Source organism: Candidatus Rickettsiella viridis, from assembly GCF_003966755.1.
GTDB lineage: Bacteria > Pseudomonadota > Gammaproteobacteria > Diplorickettsiales > Diplorickettsiaceae > Rickettsiella_B > Rickettsiella_B viridis.
This window is the reverse complement of the sequence record NZ_AP018005.1, coordinates 751,051-775,270: the sequence shown is the minus strand read 5'-3', so window position 1 is coordinate 775,270 and position 24,220 is coordinate 751,051. Positions and strand designations below refer to the sequence as shown.

Genomic DNA, 24,220 nt, shown 5'->3' with positions numbered 1-24,220 from the left:
GCCTACGGCACTCGCAATGACGGCGGTTCTTTTTAACAAGACCTGCTTATAGAATAAAGTTCGTAATCTCTTGTTCGTTCTTCATAAATAAAACCATCATTCCTCTTCCAGTATTCCATAAAATAATTGAGCTGTTTCGGCCATTTTTGGTAGTTATCCGGTTTAGGTAACTCCCTTACTTGGGTACCAAGATCAGAAGAAAAGAGTGCTTTTATTTTAAGGAACCAGCTTTTTATCAAATTCAGTAATAAGCTACTACCCTCATTCGCTAGACGACGACTTAATAGTGCCTCACTCTCTTTAAACCCTTTGTTAACCAGCGCGAAGGCCTCTGTAATCTGGAATGAATCGTTGCTTTGCATTATTTTTTTTATCACATCTAGCTTAATACCCATGCTTAAATCAAGTAAGCGGCTAAATCCCTTCTGCTTATTTCTATTTGAATATTGGTCACTCTGCAAAATATCGAGCTGTAAGGCTTCAACCGCCTTCAATATTTCCAGATAAGGCATTGCTTGTTCAGCTTGAATCGATTGAATGGTCTGACACAGTTTTTTCTTTTGTGCATTACGCGTGGGATCAGTTGTCGAAAAAAATCCACCATATTGATTAAGATCTTTTAACCACTTTATTTTACACTGATCAAAATCATGGCTTAGTGTTTGATCTTCTTTTACAGGTCGGGTCTCTTTTTCTGGTGCAACGACATAACTGAGCTCACTTAATAGGTTGAGCGTATCGCTAAATCGACACTCGCCTGAATGTATTGTTTGTTCAGCTAACTGAGAATATTTTTCCCAAGCCGCGGTGTATAAATCAGTCTCATTAGCGCCAGCAATGACATCATTAGTTAATAAGCTCATGAATAAGACACGCTGTTCCCAGCACAAGCTAACCTTGCTAAACCATTTTACCCAATTCACTTTCAAAGTATTTGCAATCGCAATAAGTTTATCATGTCGATCTTTATTTTCTTGGCGGTTGCTATTTTCCGTTAAAAAATTAACCACCGCTTCAGGATTTTGTGGGTTTAAATAAGAACCAAAGTGAGCTGCTAGTTTGAGACAGTATGTTAACGCCTTGTCCGATATAGAAGCAGCACAATATTCTTCGGCTAATTTTAGCAGTATAGACTCATGCAAGTGTTGACAATTCTGCGCTGTGACTGATTTCAAGAATTTTTTTATCTTTGCTTGGTTTTGATTTTTGAAAAAAGTAGATAGCTGTTTTAACCTCTCAAATTTTTTATAAAGTTCACTCATTTCAAGCAAAGGTTTCAGGTTATCGTCTAGATCACTCAGCTTATCATGCCAAGGTTTATTCGACTTAAGTGCGTTAAAAATCTTTATGATCTCCGAATCGTTAATCGTATCGCTTAACCCTTTTAAATGCTGAATTATTTGATTAGAAAGCTCATTTTGATCCGAATCGACAAATTCAGTCATATTTTGAATAATATTCGCTAATATGTTTTTTAATAGTGCGGGTTTTAAATCGGTACTCTCGCTTGAAAGACAAGCAGGATTGGAGAAAAAAGTGTTTTTATTCTCATTGATATGCTGAAGCTCTTTTAACAGCGTTTGAACTTTTAATTCTTTTTTACGGATTGATTTAAGCGCTGCTGTGATTAAGCTAGCATAAACTTGGCTAATCTCCTCCAACCATGCGGTTTTATTCTCATCTTGCTCATCCCGATTTTTTAATAATCCAGAATTTAATAATAAGGCGCATAGCATCCGCTCTTTTTTAGATTCAGCCTTCTCCAGTGAAGTAAAAAGTGTTTTTTCATTTTTATCTTCATGGAAAGCTTTTATTTTTTTACTAAGACCTAAGGCGGATTCATCCTGTCTGTAACACTCAATAAATTTAGCCGTCTTAGCGTCTATATAATTTAATCGCTTCGATAAACACCCCGCCAAGTGTAGGCTTTCAGATAGTTTTTTATCATCTATAGCTGCTTGAGTAAAATAATCCTTGCCTAGCTTTAAAATAAGATTTGGCACGACATTGTGACATTTTTTGTCATTGAGTGAGTGATAAAAATATAAATTTTTATCGTTATGTTGCTCAGAATTATCTTGCTGCGAGCACTGTAAAATAGATTGGCCTATGCCATCCTTCTTATTTAAGGATGCTTTTTCTAAATAAACCTTAGCCTCTTGCGACCATTTTAAAACCTCCCTTAAGTAACTTTTTATTTCAGGTATTGTTCTAAGCGCCGAATCGTGAGTGTAAAAACCGGCTTTAATCTGCTCGGGCGTTGCTAGATCCAAATCTAACACTTCAAATAAAATATTACATAGTTCGGCTTTCTCGGAAACGCTCGCATTAACCGTGAGCCCATCAGCAAAGAAAAGCGAGGTAATAAACCCTATAAATTCAGGCTTGTGAAGCAATGTAGATTGATTGCTTAGAATAATGGTTACAAAGCTATCGAGTCTATCCTCTAGATCGTTTACGGATGAAAGATTATTAATTTTTAAAATTAAATCATATACATAGTTAAATTTATTATTGTTTAATTTTTCTGAAAAGATGATGAGTAGATCACAAGCTAATGGATTGCCGGTAATATATTTTTTAATAGCCGTTAAGCGTTTAAGATCAAGCGAACCAGCATGAAGCGCGTCTAATAATGTACTTAAAAATTTAGCACAATCCTCTTGGTTTTTCTCAGTCTGCGTATAGCTCATTAAATCAGCGAGCATTTCGGATACTATTGAGAAATAGCTCAAATGCGCTACTGTAGGGTGCTTACCGGTAAAAATAACATGCTGATGAAAAATAGATAATAGCTGAATAAAACCCGTTAAACGGCTGGGAACATCATTTTTAACTAAAATGTCTAATAAGATCTGAATCTTATCTAATGGTACTAATAATGTAGCGTTTGAATTAAATAATTCATTCAGCGCAGAATCGATCGTCTGAAATGCTTCCTTTGAATAAATGTTATTTTTTATTAAAAAATCCATACTGCGATAAAAACGCTACCAAAGTTTTATCGCCTTGCGGAAGAAAACTATTTTTTAAATTACAAGCTTCTTTAGTATGTTTAGAAAAAAAATATTCATTAATCTTTTTGGTGTAATCGGGTAAAAAGCCGAGTAATCCTTCTACGGGATTATCTTCTTTTTGGGATTGCTCTACTCTAGATTCTGGTACTTGCCATTCTTCAATTAAAGCGTCTTCTAAATCGATTTCTTTTAACTTAAGTGCGTTGAGCGCATCATCAATAGTTTTAGCCTCTCCTTGCCAAGCAATCATACCTAATGACTTAAATAAATCACTGGTTTTTGATTTTAAATCATCAATAAACCGATTAAATTGATTGATTGCAGTGCCTTCGTTCTGCGAAAGAAAATCAGCATAACTTTGATTCACTTGCTTCAAGAAGCCAATCCATTTTTCGTTATTCTTTTCATCGGTATCGGTAAGAGTAATTTTTCCCGTTAAGACAAAAATTGAAAATAAAAGCGATAAGGTGGATAAGGTTTGGTTTTTTGCATTGCTCAGCGGATTATTTATCCTTGCTAGCGCCGACTCAAATTCAACTAGAGTTTCCGACTCAAATTCTGAAATAGCAGTTAGCGTTTTACCTGCTTTTAAGTTTCGCTTGCTTATTTTATATCTTGTATAGGCTTTGGCTAATTCCCATAGCTTGGGCTCACTTTCTTCTGCAGAAGTAATCCTGCGTTTAATTTCGGATTGATCATAAATGTCTATATAAAAAGCGGCTATCTTTTTTTCCTCGTAACCACGATTTACACGCCCAATTTCTTGTTTCAAAGTCTCTCTGTCACTATCATTTTCACCCGGTAAATAACTTCGTATAACCCCTAAATCAACCTTAACCCCCTCCGGCGAATAAGGTTTAATATCGGTACCACGACCCATTCGAGCACTGAGTGTGACGCTACCCGCTTTCCCCGCTTCTTTTAATATTTCTGATTCAGATTTACCGCTGATGTTGGTATCACAAATTAAAGAGTTAAGGATTTCGTGTGCTACATGATCTTTTTTTTCCGACGCTAGTTTTTTTAGCTCCGCCTCAATTGCTTTATGCAGCGCTAGTACCGCTTTATCATCACGACAGCTGACTAAAATAGGCTGTTGATGGTAGTTAATCAACGTATCACAAATAGATTTAACCTGATGTTTGAATGACAAAGCAAAAATAGGATCTAATGCCTTAACCTGATTTTCAGTATGCCGCGGTATTTTAAGTGTTTGAAAACCCTCTTTTTCTAACAGCCTGCGTTTTTCGCGACCGCCAGCGGTTCCTGTCAAGCCTATACAAGTTTGATAATAATTAGCTAGAAACGATCGTACATTGAGTGATAGCGCAATTGAGGAAAGCGGATTAATTAAAAAATTAGGGGTTCTGCCTTGATCAGATTCGCGTTTATTCAAGGCAATATGTAAAAATTGCTGTACATAGTTTCCATAGCTTGATCCTAACTGAAGCTGACTTTCAATTAAAGGGCACGCTATACGTACCGTCATCAACTGCTCTTGAATTAAACGTTGTTCTTCGATAATAGAATAATCTTTATTTTCAACTAACCGGCTTGCCGCATGGGCTGCTTTAATTAATGTAGCTAAGATTTCTGCCGTCGCTTGATTGGGTTGTTGAATAGCATAATGTGCGACAAAGTCAGAGTTTTTAGACGCTAAAAAACAATGGGCTTTAATCGCCTCAAGCAACGGGTTTAAGTCGTCTGTTTGAATATGTGCCGTAAACTTAGCTTTATTTTTGACGTAAAAATCGAAAACAACCTTATAAACCCAAGCATTCGGATCAAAAATAGCTGTTTCGCCTGGCGCATAATTATATTGAACCTTAGATTCTTGAAAAAAGATGAAATCTGCTTCATCGATAAAAGCAATGCGGTTATTTTTTTCTGAAAATATATTTTTTTCAAGTAGCACAAAGCGTGCATAAAATAAGCTCAATCCACTGGGCGTGGTAAAATTAACCGCGCCTAAGCCGTTAGCTGCCAATTTATAATCCTCTTCAGCAGAAGCTTGATCAATATAACCACAAGGGATTCCCATGGTCTTAAAGAGCGGTAAGAATTCCTTGTAATCACGCAAAGAAAGCTCGGTTTTAGCACTAAAAATATCTATCTCATGACCTTCTAACGCTAAAAATGCGGTATAAAGCGCGGTAAGCATACTTTTTCCTTGGCCAGGTGCTACCTGAAGGATCAAGCTTTGATCGTGAGTCATAAGCCCCTGAATCAAGGCTAATAATTGTGTCTGCGTCGCCCACTTACCGGTTTTGCGTAATAAAATTTCACGTAGGATGGCAACCAGCGCCATCTTATCAAACATATCCTGATTGCCTGCACGTAAATCCTCCGCTAAGCCATGCAGTTTAATGACCAGATCAGTAGTTGTTAATGTCGCTAACCCTTCTGCTTGACTATAGCTGTTAATAAAATATAAGAGGCTGATCAGCGTTTGTTGTTCGTCAAAGGCTAGCGATTCACCACCCTTAAACTTCAGTTGCGATAAAATGCGTTTTAAATTATTTTTATCCTCATCCGTCACACTATAATCACGTTTATCTATCTTTTGATAGCAACATTCAAAATAATTCAACATCTGAGTAATATTTGTTGCATTATCAGAAGTATCATTATGCTGCTGTTTATAATGTCTATAAAAATCAAGATCAGGCACGGGTACTGCTGAGGTATAATATGCGGCCAACTTTCCAAGTTCCTCGTCAGATAATGCGCTTAATAAACCAATCAGTTCACCACAATCCGGGAACGAATCCTCGCTCAGTAATTTCGATTGTTTAATGGCTTGAAGCAATATCAATAAGATATTTTCGTCTAGTTCATATAATTGCTTATAGGCTGGGATTTTTTTACAATTCTCTGAGAGCTTAGCCAAAAAAGTGCTTGCTGAGTTAGTGCTTAGACTAAGTGTTATGAGCTGAATAACGATCGCTTGTTTTTTTTCATCTCCGGCTAAATCTAAAATCCATAACGTATTCAGGTATTTAATAGCTTCTTCTTGTGTATCTTTATCTTCATTACTTTCAATTTCTTCCGAAATACGTAAAAATAAATCCAAAAAACCATCAAGAATAACTTCACTGTTTTTAACTTCTTTTAAAACATCTAAGCATTTACCGTAATCTAATAAATTATTTTTCTTGGTTTTTAAGAAAAATTGGATTAACTTAACGCTTTGTTTTGGCGTAAAGGATCGCGCCTCTAATCGTTTAATAACGCTGAGTAAATCACTCGGCATGGTGTCAGATAATAAGCTTAGATCACGGCTAATTAAGCCCTGCTTATCCTGTTGTTTTTTTAATTCACTTAAAATAACATCTAATGTGCTTATAGCATAAAGCTGCACGAATCCATTCGGTGTAGGTAATAAAGCGGATAATAAGGAATTCAACGCTGCCAAAGAATAATAATTTTTATTTTCGGCTTGCTTATTAAGCAAAGCAATGACCTGAATAAGCTGATTAAAATCAGGATGCGTATCCAATTGCGACAAAATCTGTCCTAACTCATTTAGCAACAAATTGATATTCGCATTTTTATTTGAAGGGACTGCGATATGCGTAAATAAATCCTTTAGCGAGCTTTGATTTTCATCATAGTACAAGGCTGATAATTTTAAGCGTTGTAAAGCTTGGCTTTGTTCTTTATCTGACAACTGGCGATAATTCGCATCTTGCAAGGGAATAACACAGCCTGCCTTAATCTGTTGTTTAATAAAGTCGCGTCTAATATTTTTCACCGCTTGTTCATCTGCCGCATCTTTAATCTGCGTTAAAACGGTTTCAATTTCCGCTATAGTCGGAAATTTCTGATTAAAATCAATCGTATTAAGTTGTTTAAATAAAAAATCTATTTGCTGGATGTGCTTAGGACTAGCGGCATAAGTACTTTCAATTAAATCATAAAATACGCTTGTTTCTGTATTTCCCTGACCGTGAGAAATAAAATAAGCCAGGCTAGAAAGATAATATTTATTATCAGTTAAATTATGATCGTAGCTATTCAATCTTTGAAGAAAGCTGTTCTCTTTTAAATGCTTTTCTTTGCTAAACTGTAACAACTTTCCAGCCGCATTAATAAAATGATGACTTTTATTTTTAAACGCAGTTAACAACTGATTTTCCTTGAAGAAATCATAAACAATACTGACGTCTTCTAGGTGTAATTGACAGGGTTCCGTGCCGAATGGAGCTTCAGCCTCCCAAACAAATTTTTTATTAAAATCAGCTATAAAACTAAAAAATGAACTATCCATTTCTGCGTATTGACTAAACAAACCGCACTTTAAATCGGCAATTGAATCACATCCGCTACAGGTGGTAATAAAAAGTAGTGTCGTTAAACTTTCTTTATTATCATCTCGAATCGTTAAAGAATTAATCTCGTGTAAGAGAGTCTTATATTGTTTAAATTGATCCCGGGTAATATCGGGCAGGAATGCAGCAAAGCGTAACCCTCTCAGCATCCAATTTTGCTTATCGCTGCTTGGACTCATCGAGACACGATAAGAAATTTTATTTTCTGACGCTTTAAAATCTTTTAATTCCAAATCCGGGTCAAAATAAGACAAACCTTCATCAATAGCATAAATCAGATCACCGGAACACCAAGAAAAATTAGCCAAATTTTTAAGAAGGTTTTGCTGCTTCGCGCGCACATCTTTGCCACTGTGTTCTATTTTATCCAGTGCATAGATAACCCGCTCTATAAACAAGGATAACTGAAATGGCTTTTCATTAAGCATCAGCGCGGCTATCGCATCTTCTTTTACTTCTAACGACCTATCTTTTAGATAATCCATGAAGCATTTAAAGCTACTCCAGGATTTAGAAAACCGATGATACCCTACAGAATCGGTATTTTTTTTCGCTAGTTCCCAGAATAAGGCACGATAGGGTTGATTGCTGCTATTTTCAAAGGTTGTCACACAATCATACACCGCGTCAATTTGAGCAAGATCTAATAGTTCAGAAAAATTAACGACTGGATCAACAAAACTAATTTTCCACTGTTTAAAATGGTCCTGATCAAAATGCAGATAGATAAATTCGGCTAATTTAAAAAATTGAACTATCGCTTTATCACCATAATGATAATAAAGCTGTCCTAAAGCCTTTAAGTTAGTTTCTGTCAGGAAATTTTCAGCAAAACATAATTCAATAAATAATTCGTTAAATTCATCCTTATTTGTCAAAAACACCTTAAGTTGCTTGCGGCTTGTTTCGGCAAAATCATTTTCCGAGAACAACGATCCATTCACGGCATAGTAACTCATTTGTGCGATAGCAACAGGTAAAGATCTATTGTTAAATAAATGAGGGGTTATCTGGCTAGTTCTACGTAACTTACTAAATGCAGTAATAAGCAAATTGCTTGAATTATCATAAGATGGGGTTGCTAAATCAAAACATAGCTTCAAGGGGCTGCCTTTTTCACTCGCAATGTTTTTAAACAAACGGTAATCGCCTAGCATGACTTCGGCCGGCATTTTATTCTCTAAACTCACTCTATAGGCAATCACATTTTCCGCAGATAATTGTTTTTCTAGATCGGAAACTTTCCTTTGTTCGCTATAACATAAAATGATGCGATCAGTTTTTCCTTTACAAAAATAAAATCCTGCAGGCGGATAATGCATCGATAGGCCCATTTGAAATGAACGCGAATGTAATAAGATAACATCCATGGCTTTTTTTTCTATGCCACCAATCAATCCTTTTGCTTCTTTCGTGCTACCTACCACGGCATTGAATAATCGAAGCCCATCACTTGCAAATTGCTGCTCAAAAGCTTGTTTTTGATCGGCTGAAAGATAGTTTGAATGTTTAGATAAATAGGATCTGATATTATCACGCGTCAATAGCTGTGATTCGTCATTTAAATAAGCGTCCAACTTTGAAGCTTGTTGCTGCTGTTGTTGCTGCTGTTGCTGTTGCTGTTGCTGTTGCTGTTGCTGTTGTTGAAAACACAATGCAGGCGCTTCATTGAATAACCATTGCTTGTCGCCGATTAATTTTCCATCCGATTGGGGTGCTAAAGATTGAGGTACTACTCTATCGTGCGTTAAGATTTTTTTAGCCTTTTCTATGACGGCTTGGCGGGCATCATCTTGTTGGCAGTTAAACTGTATTTGATTTTGTAAATCTCTATACTGAGCAACGACAGATGCTTTGTCGGTATCGGTAAAATATTGATGATCTAAAGCAGGAATAGCAATTTGAACTTTAATATTATTCTGTTGAACTTTATTTTTTAATACGCTTAATAAATGAATATGCTCCTTCGAATCGACCTTAAACGCCTGTAATACTAGACACTGTTTCAATAAAGGCGCTTGATTGTCATACTGATCCAATAGACACAGCAGTTCAGCAATACTAGGCACATCTAACGATTTTTGAGGAAGGACAACGGCAAGTTTCTCAAAAACAGCTAAATGTTTTTCATCATTTTTTTGCAGCCTATTTTCATAAAACGCTTTGAGTTTTATGTAAAAAATTTGGGTATATAAAGGCTCTACTTCACTTTCAAGGTCAAAAAAGCCATACAATAGTTTACCCTCGACAGAAAATTCACTTAGTTGCTCGAAAAATGTGTCTAGTCCAGGCTTACCCAAAAGAGGCCAATATTTTGGTTGAATACACAAGTTTGATCTAGCTTGTAAATAAGATTCAACAAATTTTTTATCCGCAAAGTTTTTTCGATTGGCATCTAAATACTTGATAATAGAGTCACCAATATCACGCCACATACACTCGGAATTTTTTAAGCTATTATAGTAGCTGGGTAAAAAGAAATTTTTTTCAAACTGAAGGCTAAGATAGTGATTTCTAGCAACACAGATTTTTGCATGTTTAATCAATGGATTAATAAATTCAGACGCGCTCTCTTTAAAGTCTTTTGCAATATTAAACTCAATCTTTAAAATATAGGCATCATGATCAAGCAATTTAATCAATAACTCATATTCTTCCTTTGAAAGATTAAACTGACCCGTTAATTTAATAATGACCTTAGGTTGTTCATTTTTATATAAACCTGCAATGAGTTCTTTCCCATTGGAGGGAGATAAGATGAGTGCCTTATTAACGCTTGAGATATATCTATTGCTGTGTAATACCTGATCGTTAAAATTAATATAACCCGGTAAACTTAAAAATGGATTTTCCTTGATTAAATCTGGATTTCCAGCAAGATCATTTACAGAATGCCCTGAATAACGACCGGATAAAACTAAGGCTTGGTGTATGGGTTGTTTTTTATCAGTAGAAGAAAATATTTCAGTAACAGCACTAAAACGCTCTTCAAGCGTAGAACTTTGGATGCGTTTTTCAATTTTACTTTCTTCATTGTTATATAAGGAAGGAATAATGGTGCTAAGCAATGTAGTATTCCATTCGCTCCAATTCTCTGGTTGAATGCTTATCGAATAGGTCTGTTTTTTAACATAAGGAATTGCAGCGATTGCAATTTGATCTCTCTGATAATTTTTTGGCAAATAAATAATCCACTTTCCTTTTGCATTTTTTTTCAGACAAGTCCATTTTGGATTCTCTTCCGTACCAAAATTAACAATTAATACAGTCACATAATCGAAGATTTCTTTGGAAAGCGTGCTCAGTTCGGTGTAATGGGTTAACCTTAATTTGGAACAGCATTCCGGTATATAATCATACCCATCATCAGCCTTAATGTAATTAAGCTTTTTAAATAACGTATTCTTAGCCTGATTGTCTGAAAAGAATTTGGACTGTAAATAAACGTATAAATCTTCTTGTTTAAGGGTATAGCCTGAACCAACATCTGGAAAACTGTTCTTATCGATATTTTTTTGCAAAGAGGATTTATTGCGTTCAAAGTGACCGTTGTTTAATAGCGCTTCACCAAAGCCACCGATAATATGCCTTATTTGATTATTAATGTCCTTTAGATTTAAAGAATACGCCTTCTCCTGATGCCTTATAAAACGTTTTAGATACTTTGCTGCGCTTGATGGAATCTCTTCATCAAGACTAAGTTTAAAAAAATAACTTATGTAATGGCTTAATAGTTTGTGCAATAACTCTTCCAATAAGAACTTATTTTCTGAATGTAAAAGCCATTCGGCTTGCTCCGATAACAATGCTATTAAATTTTTAGGCTCATTTTCCTCTTCATACTCATTTAAGATATACCATATATCCATCCCTTTATAATCAAGAAAAGGATAAGAATTAACAAAATAAAGCCAATTTTTCTTTTCTTGTCTATAAGAACTTTCTACAAGGTAGTCGTTATTTTTGATGTCAAAGTAGAGTAAAAAATCGATGGTTTTATTTATACGTTCCCAGACGATTCTTTGTACTAACTCGCCTTTTTCGCCGTCATTATAACAGTCAGCAAGAAAATAAAATTTCGAGGTAGTCGGATTGTGCCACAATCCTAAATTGGCAATAGGTTGGAACAATGTCTCAAAAACAGTGCCATTATTTTTTGTTTCTTTAGTATACTTTAGGTATGATCTCTCATTATTCGTAGGATAAGAATAATGACTCTTAAACGGAAAGAGGGTTAAAAACTCCTCTAATGTTTTGTTTTGATCAAATAGTAAACGATTGAGATCAGCATCGCGCTTAAGTCTATTAAACAGCGATGCGCTAAGTTTATCTTTATTGTCCAACGCCATATCAGAGCTATCCTATTATTATTAGGTGATAAATAATAGATGAAATAAATTAAATATTCCTTAAGGCGATCAGATTTTCAATGCTTTTCTTTAAATTTACCGCATGACTGCGGTTATTTACCTGGCAAGTAGCAGAAAAATTTATTACTTAGGTTTGGCCATATAAGTTTCGGGCTAAACTAACGCTTTTAATATAATCACGCGTTTCTTTCCAAGGTAAAATTTCTACCCAAACATCCCGTGGCAAACGTTGATACAGTGTTTGATAATTTTTAATGCGCGTAGGCCCTACATTATACGCCGCTGTCGCCAATACGAGACTACCATCAAATGTTTTTAATAAATGTTTTAAATAAAAGCCACCTAAACGAATATTCTGCTTAGGATCTAATAAATTGCTCGAGGTTAAATTAAGATTTTTCGTTAACATTTTCCCGGTTGCGGGCATAATTTGCATCAACCCTAATGCTCCCGCACTTGATTTTGCATTCCACATAAAGGCACTCTCTTGGCGCATAATGGCCCAAATCCAAGCCGCATTTAAATGTAAATTTCTTGCGGTGGCTAATACCGGGGTACGATAAGCCATCGGAAAACGTAATCGAACATCGTTCTGTATCTTAGCCTTGGCAGCACCAATGATGGCTAAATCGTACCACTCCCATTGCTTTGCTAATTGTGCAGCCGCTTGGCGTTGGGGAATAGACAAAGACGGCAGGGCCCATAACCATTCACGACGCGCATCGCCTGTAAAGCCCAGCGCATGAAGCTCTTTTGCACGTTGTATGGCCTCGTTTTGTTGCAATGCAGAGGGGTTGCCTAATACCCGGCGTGTCACTGGAGAATAGCGTTGCTTTAGCCGTTGGCTGGCTAATACACCGTAATAATCTACTTCAGCGGCTAAGCTTTTATAAATAGCGGTGGCCGCCTGGGCTTGCTGGGTTTCTGCTAATGCCCTCGCCCGCCAATAACGCCAACACGGAAGCTTTTGCTCACGGCGTGTTAAATGATCAATCCAATACAGTGCTTGCTTCCAATTTCCATTTAATAACTCATTACGTACCCGCCATTCACGTAGCACTGAATCTGCATAGGTGGGCTTAACTTGTTTTAACCATGTGCCTGCATCTAAGTCAGCATGCCTTGCCAGTGAAATAGATAAGCTACTGAGCAAGCTTTGCTTTTCTGCTTCATTAAACGGATACATTTTTGTCAAAAGCGGCCATGTTTCAACCAATTCACTGGGATCTTTTGCCGCTAAGCGGCCTATGCCGTCTAGTAAAATCTTTCTATCAATGGGATCATCGCTGTCAAATTGTTCGCTTTGTTCCACCAGCAACGGATGATTATGTACCCGATACCATAATTTAAGCTGTTGCCTTTCATCCGCCGCTAGCCGTTGCCCTAAATGCTGAATAACAGGCACATTATTCCGCTGAATCGCTTGCTCTAATTTTTTCCAAATTAGTTCATGCGTCAACTCACCTGACTGCTCCCAATGTGAGAATACGTGGTGGCAGATATAAGGTGGCGAATTCAATGTTAACCATAATTCGGGTATCGCTTTATAGGCCGCTTGTTTTTGATTGGTCGCTAATAAGGCATTCAGGTAATAACATTGCAAGGTAGGCGCATAAATGGGACGATAATAATGTATAAAGTGTAGCCAATCTCTTCGTTTGACCGTTTGCGTTAAACACTCCATACGTAGTTTATCGGCCAACGGTGTGTCTTTATAGGTTTCCAAAAAGTCGTCTATTTCAGCGACATTCTGATAAGCTAGTTGCTGTTTTATTTTGATGTAGGATAAATAAGGATATAAGGGATAATCTTTTAACTGATCACTTAATTGTTCAAATTGCCGGTAATGCTTAGCTAATAAAAGCTGTCGTGCTTGCCAAAATAATTGTCGTTGTGAATTGCTGTCATCCGTATAAGCCACGTTTGAACAGAATAGTAGCATTAATAACAAGCGACTCAGATATTTTTTAATCATCTGATTGCTTATTTATAGAGTAGGAAAAAATGATCGCCATTAACTTTATATATATCACTTTAGGATTGCTTGCCAGCTTGATAGGGTTTGCGCTATTTCATTTTTATAAATTAGAGCGCCAACATGAAAAGTTAGTACAAATGGAAAGCCGTTGGTTGGATATTAATCGTTTACTCAATCAGCTCGGTGATTCACGGGTTAACGATCAACGCCATGCTGCCGAATCAAAAGAGCAATTGCTTCGCGAATTAAATCTGTACAGACAACAATTTGATCAGCATCAGCTCGGTAATTTAAAACTGTTGCAAGACAGCATACAACAAGGCTTGCAATCCATTAGCCAACGTATGGATAAATTAACTGAAAATACACAAGAAAAATTACACCTGATCAGCGGGCAGGTGGAAAAACGTTTATTTGATCGATTTGCACAAACCACGGCAACCTTTAGCGATGTCATAAAACGGCTTGCCCTGATTGATGAAGCACAAAAAAGAATCACTGAACTTTCTAACAACGTGATTAATTTACAGCAAATTCTAGCAGATAAGCGTTCTAGAGGTGTTTTTGGTGAGGTACAATTAAATGCGCTGATTAAAAATGTGCTGCCACCTGCCCATTTTAGTTTGCAACACACCCTCAGTAATGGAAAACGGGTAGATTGTCTGTTACTGCTTCCTCCTCCCACCGGTAGTATAGCTATTGATGCGAAATTCCCCTTAGAAGGTTTTCGCAAATTAACCGATCATGATTTACCAAAAAGTGAACAAAAAGCAGCGGCCACACAATTTCGTATCGATATACGCCATCATATACAAGCAGTTTCAAGTAAATATATTATCCCTGGCGAAACCTCTGAAGGTGCTTTGCTGTTTATTCCAGCGGAAGCCATTTTCTCTGAAATTCATGCTAATTATTATGATTTAGTGGAAGAGGCGCATCGTCAACGCGTCTGGTTAGTGTCCCCAACCACCATGATGGCTATTTTAACCACCGCCCGTGCGGTATTAAAAGATGCCGCAACGCGTGAACAGGTACATTTGATTCAAGAACATCTAACGGTATTAAGCAAAGATTTTTCTCGATTTAGAGTACGTATGGATAATCTATCCAAACATATTCAACAAGCACATACTGATATTCAAGAAGCTAAAACATCAGCGGATAAGATCAGTTCACGTTTTGAAAAAATAGAAAAAGTGGAATTAACACCGAATGCTTTGGAATAATGAGCTAGCTACTCGTCATTGCGAGTGCCGTAAAAATTTAGTGTCATTGCGAGCGCGAAGCGCGCGGCAATCCAGCTACGCATTCTCCTAGATTGCTTCGTGCCTATGGCACTCGCAATGACGGATGGCCCGCGCTTACTCGTGTTCGCTCGCCATGACGAAAACTTAAGGTACTGAAATCCCTTTTTTACAGCAGCTTAGCGCACGAACTAACACATAAATAGCGCAAAGGCCGATAATAATATACAGGATTCTTGCGATGGGACTGTAATCGCCGAAAATACCAGTGACTAAATCAAAGTGGAACAAACCGACTAAGCCCCAGTTTAAACCACCAATAAATAAGATAACTAGTGCAACCCAATCTAAAACACTCGGATTCTTGAACATAAATACTCCTTTATTTAATCAAGTAACACGTATTAACACGCCTATCTCACTACAAATGTCTTATTTTTTGCATACTACTGCAATAATACCCTCTTACTGTAGCTCAAAAATCGTAGATAAACAAATATACATCACCGTCATGGCGAGCGAACGCGAGTGAGCGGACCATCCGTCATTGCGAGTGCCATAGGCACGAAGCAATCTAGGAGAATACATAGCTAGATTGCCGCGCTGCGCTCGCAATGACGTTATGTTATTTTATGGTCAGGTATTTTGATAACTAGGGCATCACACGTCAGATGATGAATAACTGCACTAGCCGTAGAGCCAAACAATATGCCAATACCATGACGCCCATGACTACCAATAATAATTAAATCTGACTTCAACTTTTTTAGCTTATCTAAAATAACGACCTTGGGTGAACCTACTTCAACATATTGTCGATCGGCAGGAATAGAAAACTTACTAGATAATTCAGCCAATTGTTTTCTTGCTTCCGCACACATTTCACCCTCTAGATCCATGACGGCTGGATAGGCTTGCGCAACGCCATAGGCATTAATATGTTCGACCGCATGAATAGCTGATAAGGTCGCATTGTTCATGGTTGCTAGTTCATGTGCACGCTTTAATATAATTTCATCACAGGTGGGGTGCAGATCGATTGCGACTAAGATATGTTGATAAATGGCCATTTTTTTATCTCCTGCTTTGCCAATAGACTAAGATAAGGTAACCGTTCCTCTTGCTTTACTATAGCAGTAAATGTTCGCACGAACACGGGCTTTATAGTGCATGAATAACCTAGCACCACAGATAGTTATGTCGCCTAGTCCTAATAAACCATACTCGTTAGAACCCAGACCATAGACCTCGCCTTCAGCGGTGAGAAGTAATGCATGCCTTTGACCAACTGAGATATCAACCACATTCAGATTTTCAGCTATCGTCACCCAATCCGGTAACAAGCTTAGCTTATTATTCAGCAAGCAACGAGGTTTTAATGTTGGAATACCAAAACAATGAATGACACTTTCTCCTTCTAAAATGGCGGTTGTAAAATCCGTTGCGACGATCTGCTTAACATCCTCCATATGAGAAACTTTTTATAATCCCAGCTGTTCTGGAGCATCCTTTTCGAATGCAAGCTGTTTATCCGCATTACTTCCCATAATCCAGAGTGTTTTATTTTCACTTAACAACATTGTGTAGGGTATCGGCATCAATCCTTTTAAAATGCTTATCAATCGTCACAATGTCCTTTTTTTCAATAAAACTTTTCCAAAATAGCTGTATAGATTCATTATTAAATGCAGCTAACGTTGATTGATCAATTGTCGGTGGTTTCTTCCATTTATAATGATAGCCCTGTTTTTCAATAAACCTTGCCTGTGATGCAACTGTCGCTAATATAATAGCTTTTTCAGATGATAAACGCGTGCTCTTAACCGCCTTCTATAGCGAATACGGCTTTACATCCCTCTTGCCCGATAAAATCTTATATCATGCTTTGAGTAACTTATGAACAATTTAAATCAATTTTTCTTATAAAATGGACGAAATAAACACTATTTATGGAAAAATAAATTAACTCGATAACACATAGAGCCTTAAGAACAGAGAAATGGTTATTTTTTGTACCGCGCTGAGGTTGAGGGAGAGCACACTAAGACGTTGATTTTCGTGGTCGGGGCGACTGGATTTGAACCAGCGACCACCTACACCCCATGCAGGTGCGCTACCAGGCTGCGCTACGCCCCGAAAAGGCAGCCATTGTAATGCCCATAAAGAAAACTCGCAAGGCTGTTTGAAGGTTAGCGGTGCTAGCCCTAATTAGGGGCTACAGGCCATTGGCAGATGATTGATAGCGTATTCAAAATTATCTTTTAAGCTAAGCTGTATCTCGCGTTTTTGCTTAAACAGCATGGTTCCAGATGAAATAGAAGCTATTTTTTTTCCAGTTAAAATCTCTATCAGTCTATTGAGGAACATTAAAATTTGATGACGGAATATTTCCAAGGTTGAAGAAGAAAATAGCATATTCTCATTCAATAGTCGCTTAAACTCTTTTTTAAACAGCCTATAATAATCTTTATCAAGCTCGTCTTTTTTCTTAATAACATCGATAAGCCCATCTAGCATATCATTGAGTGCGTTATTTAACCTTTCAATTTCTTGTTTATTTCTCTGTGGTACGTCAGAAGTTTTTAAGGACTCGCTTAGATGATTATTAATATGCCTTCTAAATAGGGCAATTTTTTCTTCACATTCTGTATATATCGAGAGTTTAATGGCATTAAAGTCATTTTCTGTCAGATTAACACAACCATAACTGGAAAAAATCTCATTCAGATCCTGGATTTTTAGGTAGCTTTTAAATTCCTCTTCAAAAATTTTCTTAACTCTCTCTTTAATGCCCACCAAAACAAATTCAGGGATAGGATAACCATCAACCCCTTTATTACGCTTCATTTGTTCAAACAATATGATTTTTTTAGCGCTACTTTTAATAAATCCGACGGCATGCTCTCTAACCAGAGCAAACAGTTTTAATGACGCCGATGAGGTTGTCGCATAGATTATTTGTACATCGGAATGGATAGTATTTAAGGTATCAACTAGCATATTAATAGTGCCACCAAAACAAATGGGCCTAGCCGATTCACCATCGTCATTCCCCTGCTCATCTAGGTTATAGCCACGTTGAATTTCAAATAGATTGTGGATAAGTCGTTTTAAAGCTTCTTCTTTTCCCACTAAAAGGACTTCCTCATCCTTATCGTTTATTGCGGTCCAAATGAGTGCAACAATATGATGCACTGTTAAGCCAGAACTTCCTTCTACCTCATGGGCTATTCGAGCCAAGGTATTAATAGACTGCTTTGCCCCCTTAATAATGATAGAGTCTAGATGCAAAGCGTTAGGCTTAAGTCTTGCCAGCATTGCTTTTAGTTGATCGATGCTATTTTTTTCATCTAGTACATCCTGATAGCGTATTTGTAAATTTACAATCGCCTTAGTCACTGATTGATGCACAGATGCCGTATGCGTATTCTGCGCCGAATTAATGTTAACCGTTGGAGGCGTTTCAGGCAGTTGAGCTACACGTTGTTGGCCTTCCAATGCATTAAGTTCTCGCAATACATTTTGAATTTCAAGCTGCTGTTCCTCAAATCTATTCGCTCTAGCACGCAATACCACCACCAGCATTTCTGGTGGTAACATGCTGCTATACATTCTACCCGCCTGATCAGTATCCACGAATAAAAGGATTCCATTCAGAGAGTTTGTATAACGAATATCAAAAGGTAAAAGAAAATGACTTTTTACAGTAAGGCTATAAATTAGCCTTCTGTTATCACCCATATTTTCGTATTCAACAACCATTGGAGTAGTAGTGGTTTCTGGCAATTGCCGGTCTGCTATCGCCTCATTTATCTCTGCTTCAGTTGCAAAATCAATCTCTTCTCGATGTGTATAAGCACCTCTTCGTAAATAAAAAGGAAGAGCAACCATCTCAATGATATATTCATAAATAGGAAAATTATCCACTTCAATCAGGGTAAATCTAGGCATAATTTATTTCCTTTTATAAACTATAAAATTTGACTGCATCCTTAAGGATAGACTTATATTTTACCCAATAAGATCATTTAAAAGAAAGTATCTATACATTATCTAATAATACTAAATATTAAATGTACAAAAAAATGTGGGCGTAAACGAGTTAAGACGATTTATTTTTTAGTGTTGCTTTTAATTTCTGACTCGCTTGAAAGAGTACCACATTACGTGATGAAATAATGGTATTAACACCGGTCTTTGGATTCCGTCCTGGACGTGCTTTTTTGTTTCGAAGGCGGAAACTGCCTAATCCTGAAAGCTTTACATCGTCGCCTTTTTCAAGCGCATCAATAATTTCTCCAAAAAAAGCATCAGTTAATTGCGTAGCTAAAGTACCACTTAAATTAGGGTCTTGTTGCCTTAAGCAGGAAACTAAATCTGCCTTGGTTAAGACTTTGTTCATTATTTATACTCACTGCAGTTGGATTTTGGGCAAAGCGCCGCGAAAACGAAGCAACCACCAGGTATATAACCTATATGAGGAGTGCGAATCGATCGGAAACGCTGCCGATGTCAAATGCTAAGAGTATACTATTCCCTTAATTGAATAGTAAAACGTTGTTGCAGGCCCTGAATGACTTTTTTAAGTAAATCATCAACTTCTGTATCGACTAAGGTCCTAGAAGGGTGTTGCCATAATAAAGCCAACGCAAGACTGCGCTTGCCTTGTTCTTTTTCCTTATCATGATAAACATCAAATAAATAAGTATCATTCAGCCAATCGCCAGCGTCTTTTTTTACCTGCTCTAAAATAGCTTGTGCGGAAAAAGTTTCTTCTATCCAAAAAGAAATATCTCTACGTACCAGCGGAAATTTAGAAAAAGGCTCAAAACAAGGTAATGTGCTTTGCGTCATCTTGCTCAATGAAAGTTCAAATAAATAAACCGGGCCTATCAAATCTAATTCCATTAACAATTTAGGATGCAACGCGCCAAAATAACCAAGTACCTTTTCGCCTTGTATTAACTCTGCCGATTGACCAGGATGTAATGCAGGATGTGAGGTCGGAATAAAGTGTGTATCGATAAGCTGCCCCGTTAAACGCAATAAGGCTTCAATATCAGACTTTACGCTAAAAAAATCGATGGGTTTTTTTACTAATCCCCACTGCTCTGCTGCACTATCACCCATCGCAATCCCGGCTAACAGTGGATTTTGTGATAGCGCTTCCTGAACTGTTTGAAAACAAAGCCCCGTCTCAAATAAACGCACACGCGATTGTTGACGTTTTTGGTTATAGCGCGCCGCATTTAATAAACCCGGCCATAAACTGCTTCGCATCACAGACAGTTCACTGGAAATAGGATTGACTAAGGTAAAAGGTGTTTGTTGTGGATCAATACTGTGTTGTAGTTGCGGTGATGTAAAGCTATACGTGATTGCTTCGTGATAATCACGATCCACTAACAGTTGACGCACTCGGTTTAAGGGTAATTTGCTCTCCGTATTCCCCTTAAAATGTAATGTGGCACAAGGCAATGTTTCAGGAATATTAGGATAACCGTGTACACGGGCTAATTCTTCGATTAAATCCGCTTCTTTATGTATGTCAAAACGCCAGCTAGGTGGCGTTACTTGCCAACTGTTTTCTTCATGCGTGTGTTTGCTAAAAACCATGCCTAAACGCTGTAAAATACCTTCAATATCTGCTTCAGTTAAAGTAATACCTAGTAATTTTTTTACACGTGTTTGACTCAGGGTAATAGCGGTTTGTTTTGCCAATACTGATTGACTTTCAAGCACCGGACCACTTTTTCCACCCACTATTTCAAGGAGTAGTTGTGTCGCACGTTCAATCGCTTGTGAGGCCAAATCAGGATCCACGCCCCGTTCAAAACGGTAAGCGGATTCGCTGTTTAAACCATAATGTCGGGCACGCCCAGCCAACACAGTCGGATTAAAAAAAGCACTTTCCAAAAGAACATCGGTTGTTTGGGTAGAAACTGATGAATCAAGACCACCCATCACACCCGCAATCGCTTGAGCTTGGGTTTTATCTGCAATCACTAAAGTCTCTTTATCTAACGAAACTTCTTTTCCATCTAATAAAACTAGTTTTTCATCTTTTTTAGCACGACGAACGATTATTTCTGAGTCTAAGCGTGACAAATCAAAGGCATGCAGCGGTTGTCCTAGTTCGAGTAATACATAATTGGTAACATCAACCACCGGATAAATCGCTCGAAAACCCGATCGACGTAAACGCTCTACCATCCAAATCGGTGTTTGCGCGTGTGGGTTAATACCACGAATAATCCGTGCACAATAACGAGAACAATCTTCAGCCGATTTAATCGTGATGGGTAATTGATCGGTAATATCAGGGGTACTATTTGGTATAGCATGCGCAAGCAGAGGACTTCCTGTTAACGCCGCTAAATCACGCGCTAATCCTTTCACGCTCAAACAATCACCCCGATTAGGCGTTAGATGAACATCGATCGCATGATCATCTAATTGCAGATAATCACGTAAATCTTTTCCAATCGGTGCATCTAAAGGAAGTTCTAAAATACCTTCTGATTCCTTAGTAAGACCTAATTCGGATTGCGAACATAACATGCCTTGAGAAACGACACCGCGTAATTTTGCTTCTTTTATGCGCATATCATTCGGTAAAGTGGCGCCCACACATGCCACAGCTACTTTTAATCCTGCGCGCGCATTAGGCGCACCACAGACAATAGTAAGCAAATCACTGCTACCCACATCGACCTGACAAATCTGTAAACGGGATACTTTTGGATCCGGATGCGGCTCAACGCCTTTGATATGCCCTACGACCACCTGATTAAATTGCCCTGCAACCGGATCAACGGATTCCACTTCTAATCCGGCTAAGGTCAATTGTTCAGCCAGCGCATGCACATCTAGCTTAGGATTCACCCATTCACGTAACCACTGTTCACTCAATTTCATATTAAAATTGCTCTAAAAATCGCAAATCATTTTCAAACATTAAGCGTAAGTCGGGGATACGGTAACGTAACATCGCCAACCTATCGATTCCCAATCCAAATGCGTAACCCTGGTATTTATCAGCCGATAAACCGGCTTTTTCTAATACATTAGGATGCACCATGCCACAACCTAAAATTTCTAACCAACCCGCATGGCTGCAAACACGGCACCCTTTTCCTAAACATAAAACACATTGAATATCGACTTCAGCCGAAGGTTCGGTAAAAGGAAAATATGCCGCTCGAAAACGGGTTTTTAAATCTTTTTTCTCAAAAAAATGTCGTAAAAATTCGCTTAATAATCCTTTTAACTCAGAAAAGTTAGCCGATTCATCAATCAGCAAGCCTTCAAGTTGATGAAACATGGGTGTATGCGTCACATCGGAATCACAACGATACACACGACCAGGCGCAATGATTTTAAGCGGCATTTTAGCGTTCTTCATCGCACGTATTTGCACCGGCGACGTATGCGTACGCAGTAACAAGCCATTAGGAAAATAAAAGGTATCATGCAGCGCACGCGCAGGATGATTAGCCGGAATATTTAAGGCTTCAAAATTATGATAATCATCTTCAATTTCTGGACCTTCCGCAACACTAAAGCCCACTTGAGTAAAAAACTGTTCGATGCGTTCACGCGTTCGCGTTACCGGATGCAAACTTCCAATAGACTGACCCCTTCCTGCTAAACTAATATCAATCGTTTCGCTTTTTAAGCGTGCGGCAATATCGGCTTCTTTTAATGACGCGGATCGCGTTCTCAACAAGGCCTCTATCTGTTGTTTAGCCAGGTTAACGGCTTGTCCTTGCTTAGGTCTGTCTTCAGCGGGTAATTGCGCTAAATTTTTCAAATAATCATTGAGTACACTTTTTTTACCCAGTAAGCTGGATCGCAGCTGTTCTAAATCCGACAGGCGACGTGTGTTCTCAATCGTCTGTTCTGCTTGATCGAGTATAATTTTTAAATCAGGTGTCATAGTCATACCGTTAGCTTAAACGATCGTATTCTTCTAAAGATATTTTTCTGGCTTCTGTCTCTAACATGATAGGAATTTCATCACGAATAGGATAAGCCAAACGATCGAATCGACAGATTAATTCTTGTGCCAATTTATCATAAACCAGACTGCCTTTGCACAAAGGACAGACTAAGATACTCAATAAATATTTATCCATCATGACTCCAGTTTATAATAATGAGTGTCATTGCGAGCGCGTAACGCGCGGCAATCCAGCTATGTATCTCCTAGATTGCTTCGTGCCTACGACACTCGCAATGACGGATGGCCACGCTAAGAACACTTCGGCGAGGCGACTTTTTCTCTTAAATAGACAGGCACCGCCTGTTCTGCGGAAACCACCTGGCCTTCTTTATAGGCATGTGCGGCAAGTAACGCAACATCATAGGCTCTAGGATAGCGCCCTGGATAACATTGCTGCAACTGATTTTCCTTAAATTGTGGTTCTAATAGCTCAGCATAATGATCCCAACCACTTCCTACACCGATGAAATCAGATAAAGCCGTCCCTGGAAATTGCTTCGGATCAGAAAGTTGCTCAGGGTCATATTCAAGCATAATGCCCTCATCGCCTAAGCGATAGCTTGCCCAATAGATTTCATTCATGCGAGCATCCATGGCGGCTAATACCTGCGTTGCGTGGAGTTCACGATAAGCCCCCTGCGCCAAGCATTGCAGACTCGAGATAGAAACTACCGGAATATCCATCGCAAAGGCAATGGCTTGAACAATACTTGCACTAATACGGTTACCGGTAAAACTACCTGGGCCGCGAGAGAAAGCAATCGCATCCAAATCACACAGCTTTAGCGTAGCTTCTGCTAGCAAGGATTCCAGCATGGGTAAAATTAAATGGGTATGCTGGCGTGGCGCTAATTGATAACACTCCTGTATCACATCTTGATGCAGTAGAGCCGCTGAACAGGCTTCAGTGCTAGCTTCTAGGCTTAAGATTTTAAGAGACATTATTCTTCTAGATATTGTAATTTATCTTCCTGCTCTTTCCAGTCATCGGCATCCGCTGGCGCGTCTTTACGAGTAATTATATTAGGCCATTTTTTGGCAAGTCGATCATTGAGCAACAAAAAACTTTTATATTTTTCAGGTAAATCGTCTTCTGCAAAAATCGCATTAACCGGGCATTCAGGTTCACAAAGACCGCAGTCTATGCATTCTTCAGGATGAATCACTAACATGTTAGGCCCCTCGTAAAAACAATCCACGGGGCAAACTTCCACACAGTCTGTATATTTACAACGAATACATTTTTCAGTCACAAGAAATGTCATTGGTTTTCCT

The 24,220-nt window shown here is 38.1% G+C and carries 14 protein-coding genes and 1 tRNA gene; 1 reads left to right on the top strand and 14 read right to left on the bottom strand.

What is annotated here, in order from left to right; genetic code table 11:
- Positions 1-32: 32 nt before the first annotated feature.
- From DMP02_RS03525 to DMP02_RS03515, 3 genes are all read right to left on the bottom strand, one after another.
- Positions 33-2,975: a hypothetical protein gene (locus tag DMP02_RS03525; RefSeq protein ID WP_126322694.1), complete on the bottom strand. Its 2,943-nt coding sequence runs from the start codon at positions 2,973-2,975 to the stop codon at positions 33-35.
- Entirely contained in the window at positions 2,953-11,697 is an 8,745-nt protein-coding gene (locus DMP02_RS03520; protein ID WP_126322693.1) for a hypothetical protein, read from the bottom strand. Before DMP02_RS03520 ends, DMP02_RS03525 begins: the two co-directional genes overlap by 23 nt.
- 148 nt (positions 11,698-11,845) lie before the next feature.
- Positions 11,846-13,693, bottom strand: a complete 1,848-nt coding sequence (locus DMP02_RS03515) for a transglycosylase SLT domain-containing protein (protein WP_126322692.1) — start codon at positions 13,691-13,693, stop codon at positions 11,846-11,848.
- Between the two features lie 29 nt (positions 13,694-13,722).
- Between DMP02_RS03515 and DMP02_RS03510 the strand changes: the two genes are divergently transcribed.
- On the top strand, positions 13,723-14,922 hold the full coding sequence (locus tag DMP02_RS03510; RefSeq protein ID WP_126322691.1) for a DNA recombination protein RmuC: 1,200 nt from the start codon (positions 13,723-13,725) through the stop codon (positions 14,920-14,922).
- A gap of 165 nt (positions 14,923-15,087) precedes the next feature.
- Here DMP02_RS03510 and DMP02_RS03505 read toward each other — a convergent pair whose 3' ends face one another.
- The 11 genes from DMP02_RS03505 to fdxA form a co-directional block, all read right to left on the bottom strand.
- The gene (locus tag DMP02_RS03505) at positions 15,088-15,312 is read right to left on the bottom strand and encodes a DUF378 domain-containing protein (RefSeq protein ID WP_126322690.1); all 225 of its coding nucleotides are present in this window, start codon (positions 15,310-15,312) and stop codon (positions 15,088-15,090) included.
- Between the two features lie 248 nt (positions 15,313-15,560).
- On the bottom strand, positions 15,561-16,010 hold the full coding sequence (locus DMP02_RS03500; protein WP_126322689.1) for a universal stress protein: 450 nt from the start codon (positions 16,008-16,010) through the stop codon (positions 15,561-15,563).
- A gap of 27 nt (positions 16,011-16,037) precedes the next feature.
- Positions 16,038-16,409 carry an RCC1 domain-containing protein gene (locus tag DMP02_RS03495; RefSeq protein ID WP_126322688.1) on the bottom strand — a complete coding sequence of 124 codons (372 nt, stop codon included), beginning with the start codon at positions 16,407-16,409 and terminating at the stop codon, positions 16,038-16,040.
- Between the two features lie 590 nt (positions 16,410-16,999).
- Positions 17,000-17,076 (bottom strand) — tRNA-Pro (locus DMP02_RS03490).
- Between the two features lie 72 nt (positions 17,077-17,148).
- On the bottom strand, positions 17,149-18,891 hold the full coding sequence (locus DMP02_RS03485; RefSeq protein WP_126322687.1) for a hypothetical protein: 1,743 nt from the start codon (positions 18,889-18,891) through the stop codon (positions 17,149-17,151).
- Between the two features lie 151 nt (positions 18,892-19,042).
- On the bottom strand, positions 19,043-19,342 hold the full coding sequence (locus DMP02_RS03480; protein ID WP_126322686.1) for an integration host factor subunit alpha: 300 nt from the start codon (positions 19,340-19,342) through the stop codon (positions 19,043-19,045).
- 128 nt (positions 19,343-19,470) lie between these two features.
- Positions 19,471-21,858, bottom strand: a complete 2,388-nt coding sequence (gene pheT, locus DMP02_RS03475) for a phenylalanine--tRNA ligase subunit beta (RefSeq protein WP_126322685.1) — start codon at positions 21,856-21,858, stop codon at positions 19,471-19,473.
- 1 nt (position 21,859) lies between these two features.
- On the bottom strand, positions 21,860-22,879 hold the full coding sequence (pheS, locus tag DMP02_RS03470) for a phenylalanine--tRNA ligase subunit alpha (protein ID WP_126322684.1): 1,020 nt from the start codon (positions 22,877-22,879) through the stop codon (positions 21,860-21,862).
- A 10-nt stretch (positions 22,880-22,889) separates the two neighbouring features.
- Positions 22,890-23,078 (bottom strand): Trm112 family protein, encoded by a 189-nt coding sequence (locus DMP02_RS03465; protein ID WP_126323496.1) that lies wholly within the window; start codon positions 23,076-23,078, stop codon positions 22,890-22,892.
- A 116-nt stretch (positions 23,079-23,194) separates the two neighbouring features.
- A complete protein-coding gene (gene tsaB, locus DMP02_RS03460) occupies positions 23,195-23,887 on the bottom strand; it encodes a tRNA (adenosine(37)-N6)-threonylcarbamoyltransferase complex dimerization subunit type 1 TsaB (protein WP_126322683.1) in 693 nt (230 codons plus the stop codon).
- Positions 23,887-24,210: a ferredoxin FdxA gene (fdxA, locus tag DMP02_RS03455; RefSeq protein ID WP_126322682.1), complete on the bottom strand. Its 324-nt coding sequence runs from the start codon at positions 24,208-24,210 to the stop codon at positions 23,887-23,889. Before fdxA ends, tsaB begins: the two co-directional genes overlap by 1 nt.
- Positions 24,211-24,220 lie beyond the last annotated feature (10 nt).

Coding starts and splice junctions, on each gene's coding strand:
- DMP02_RS03525 (WP_126322694.1), bottom strand. CDS start 2,975: ATGGATTTTTTAATAAAAAATAACATTTATTCAAAGGAAGCATTTCAG.
- DMP02_RS03520 (WP_126322693.1), bottom strand. CDS start 11,697: ATGGCGTTGGACAATAAAGATAAACTTAGCGCATCGCTGTTTAATAGA.
- DMP02_RS03515 (WP_126322692.1), bottom strand. CDS start 13,693: ATGATTAAAAAATATCTGAGTCGCTTGTTATTAATGCTACTATTCTGT.
- DMP02_RS03510 (WP_126322691.1), top strand. CDS start 13,723: ATGATCGCCATTAACTTTATATATATCACTTTAGGATTGCTTGCCAGC.
- DMP02_RS03505 (WP_126322690.1), bottom strand. CDS start 15,312: ATGTTCAAGAATCCGAGTGTTTTAGATTGGGTTGCACTAGTTATCTTA.
- DMP02_RS03500 (WP_126322689.1), bottom strand. CDS start 16,010: ATGGCCATTTATCAACATATCTTAGTCGCAATCGATCTGCACCCCACC.
- DMP02_RS03495 (WP_126322688.1), bottom strand. CDS start 16,409: ATGGAGGATGTTAAGCAGATCGTCGCAACGGATTTTACAACCGCCATT.
- DMP02_RS03485 (WP_126322687.1), bottom strand. CDS start 18,891: ATGCCTAGATTTACCCTGATTGAAGTGGATAATTTTCCTATTTATGAA.
- DMP02_RS03480 (WP_126322686.1), bottom strand. CDS start 19,342: ATGAACAAAGTCTTAACCAAGGCAGATTTAGTTTCCTGCTTAAGGCAA.
- pheT (WP_126322685.1), bottom strand. CDS start 21,858: ATGAAATTGAGTGAACAGTGGTTACGTGAATGGGTGAATCCTAAGCTA.
- pheS (WP_126322684.1), bottom strand. CDS start 22,879: ATGACACCTGATTTAAAAATTATACTCGATCAAGCAGAACAGACGATT.
- DMP02_RS03465 (WP_126323496.1), bottom strand. CDS start 23,078: ATGGATAAATATTTATTGAGTATCTTAGTCTGTCCTTTGTGCAAAGGC.
- tsaB (WP_126322683.1), bottom strand. CDS start 23,887: ATGTCTCTTAAAATCTTAAGCCTAGAAGCTAGCACTGAAGCCTGTTCA.
- fdxA (WP_126322682.1), bottom strand. CDS start 24,210: ATGACATTTCTTGTGACTGAAAAATGTATTCGTTGTAAATATACAGAC.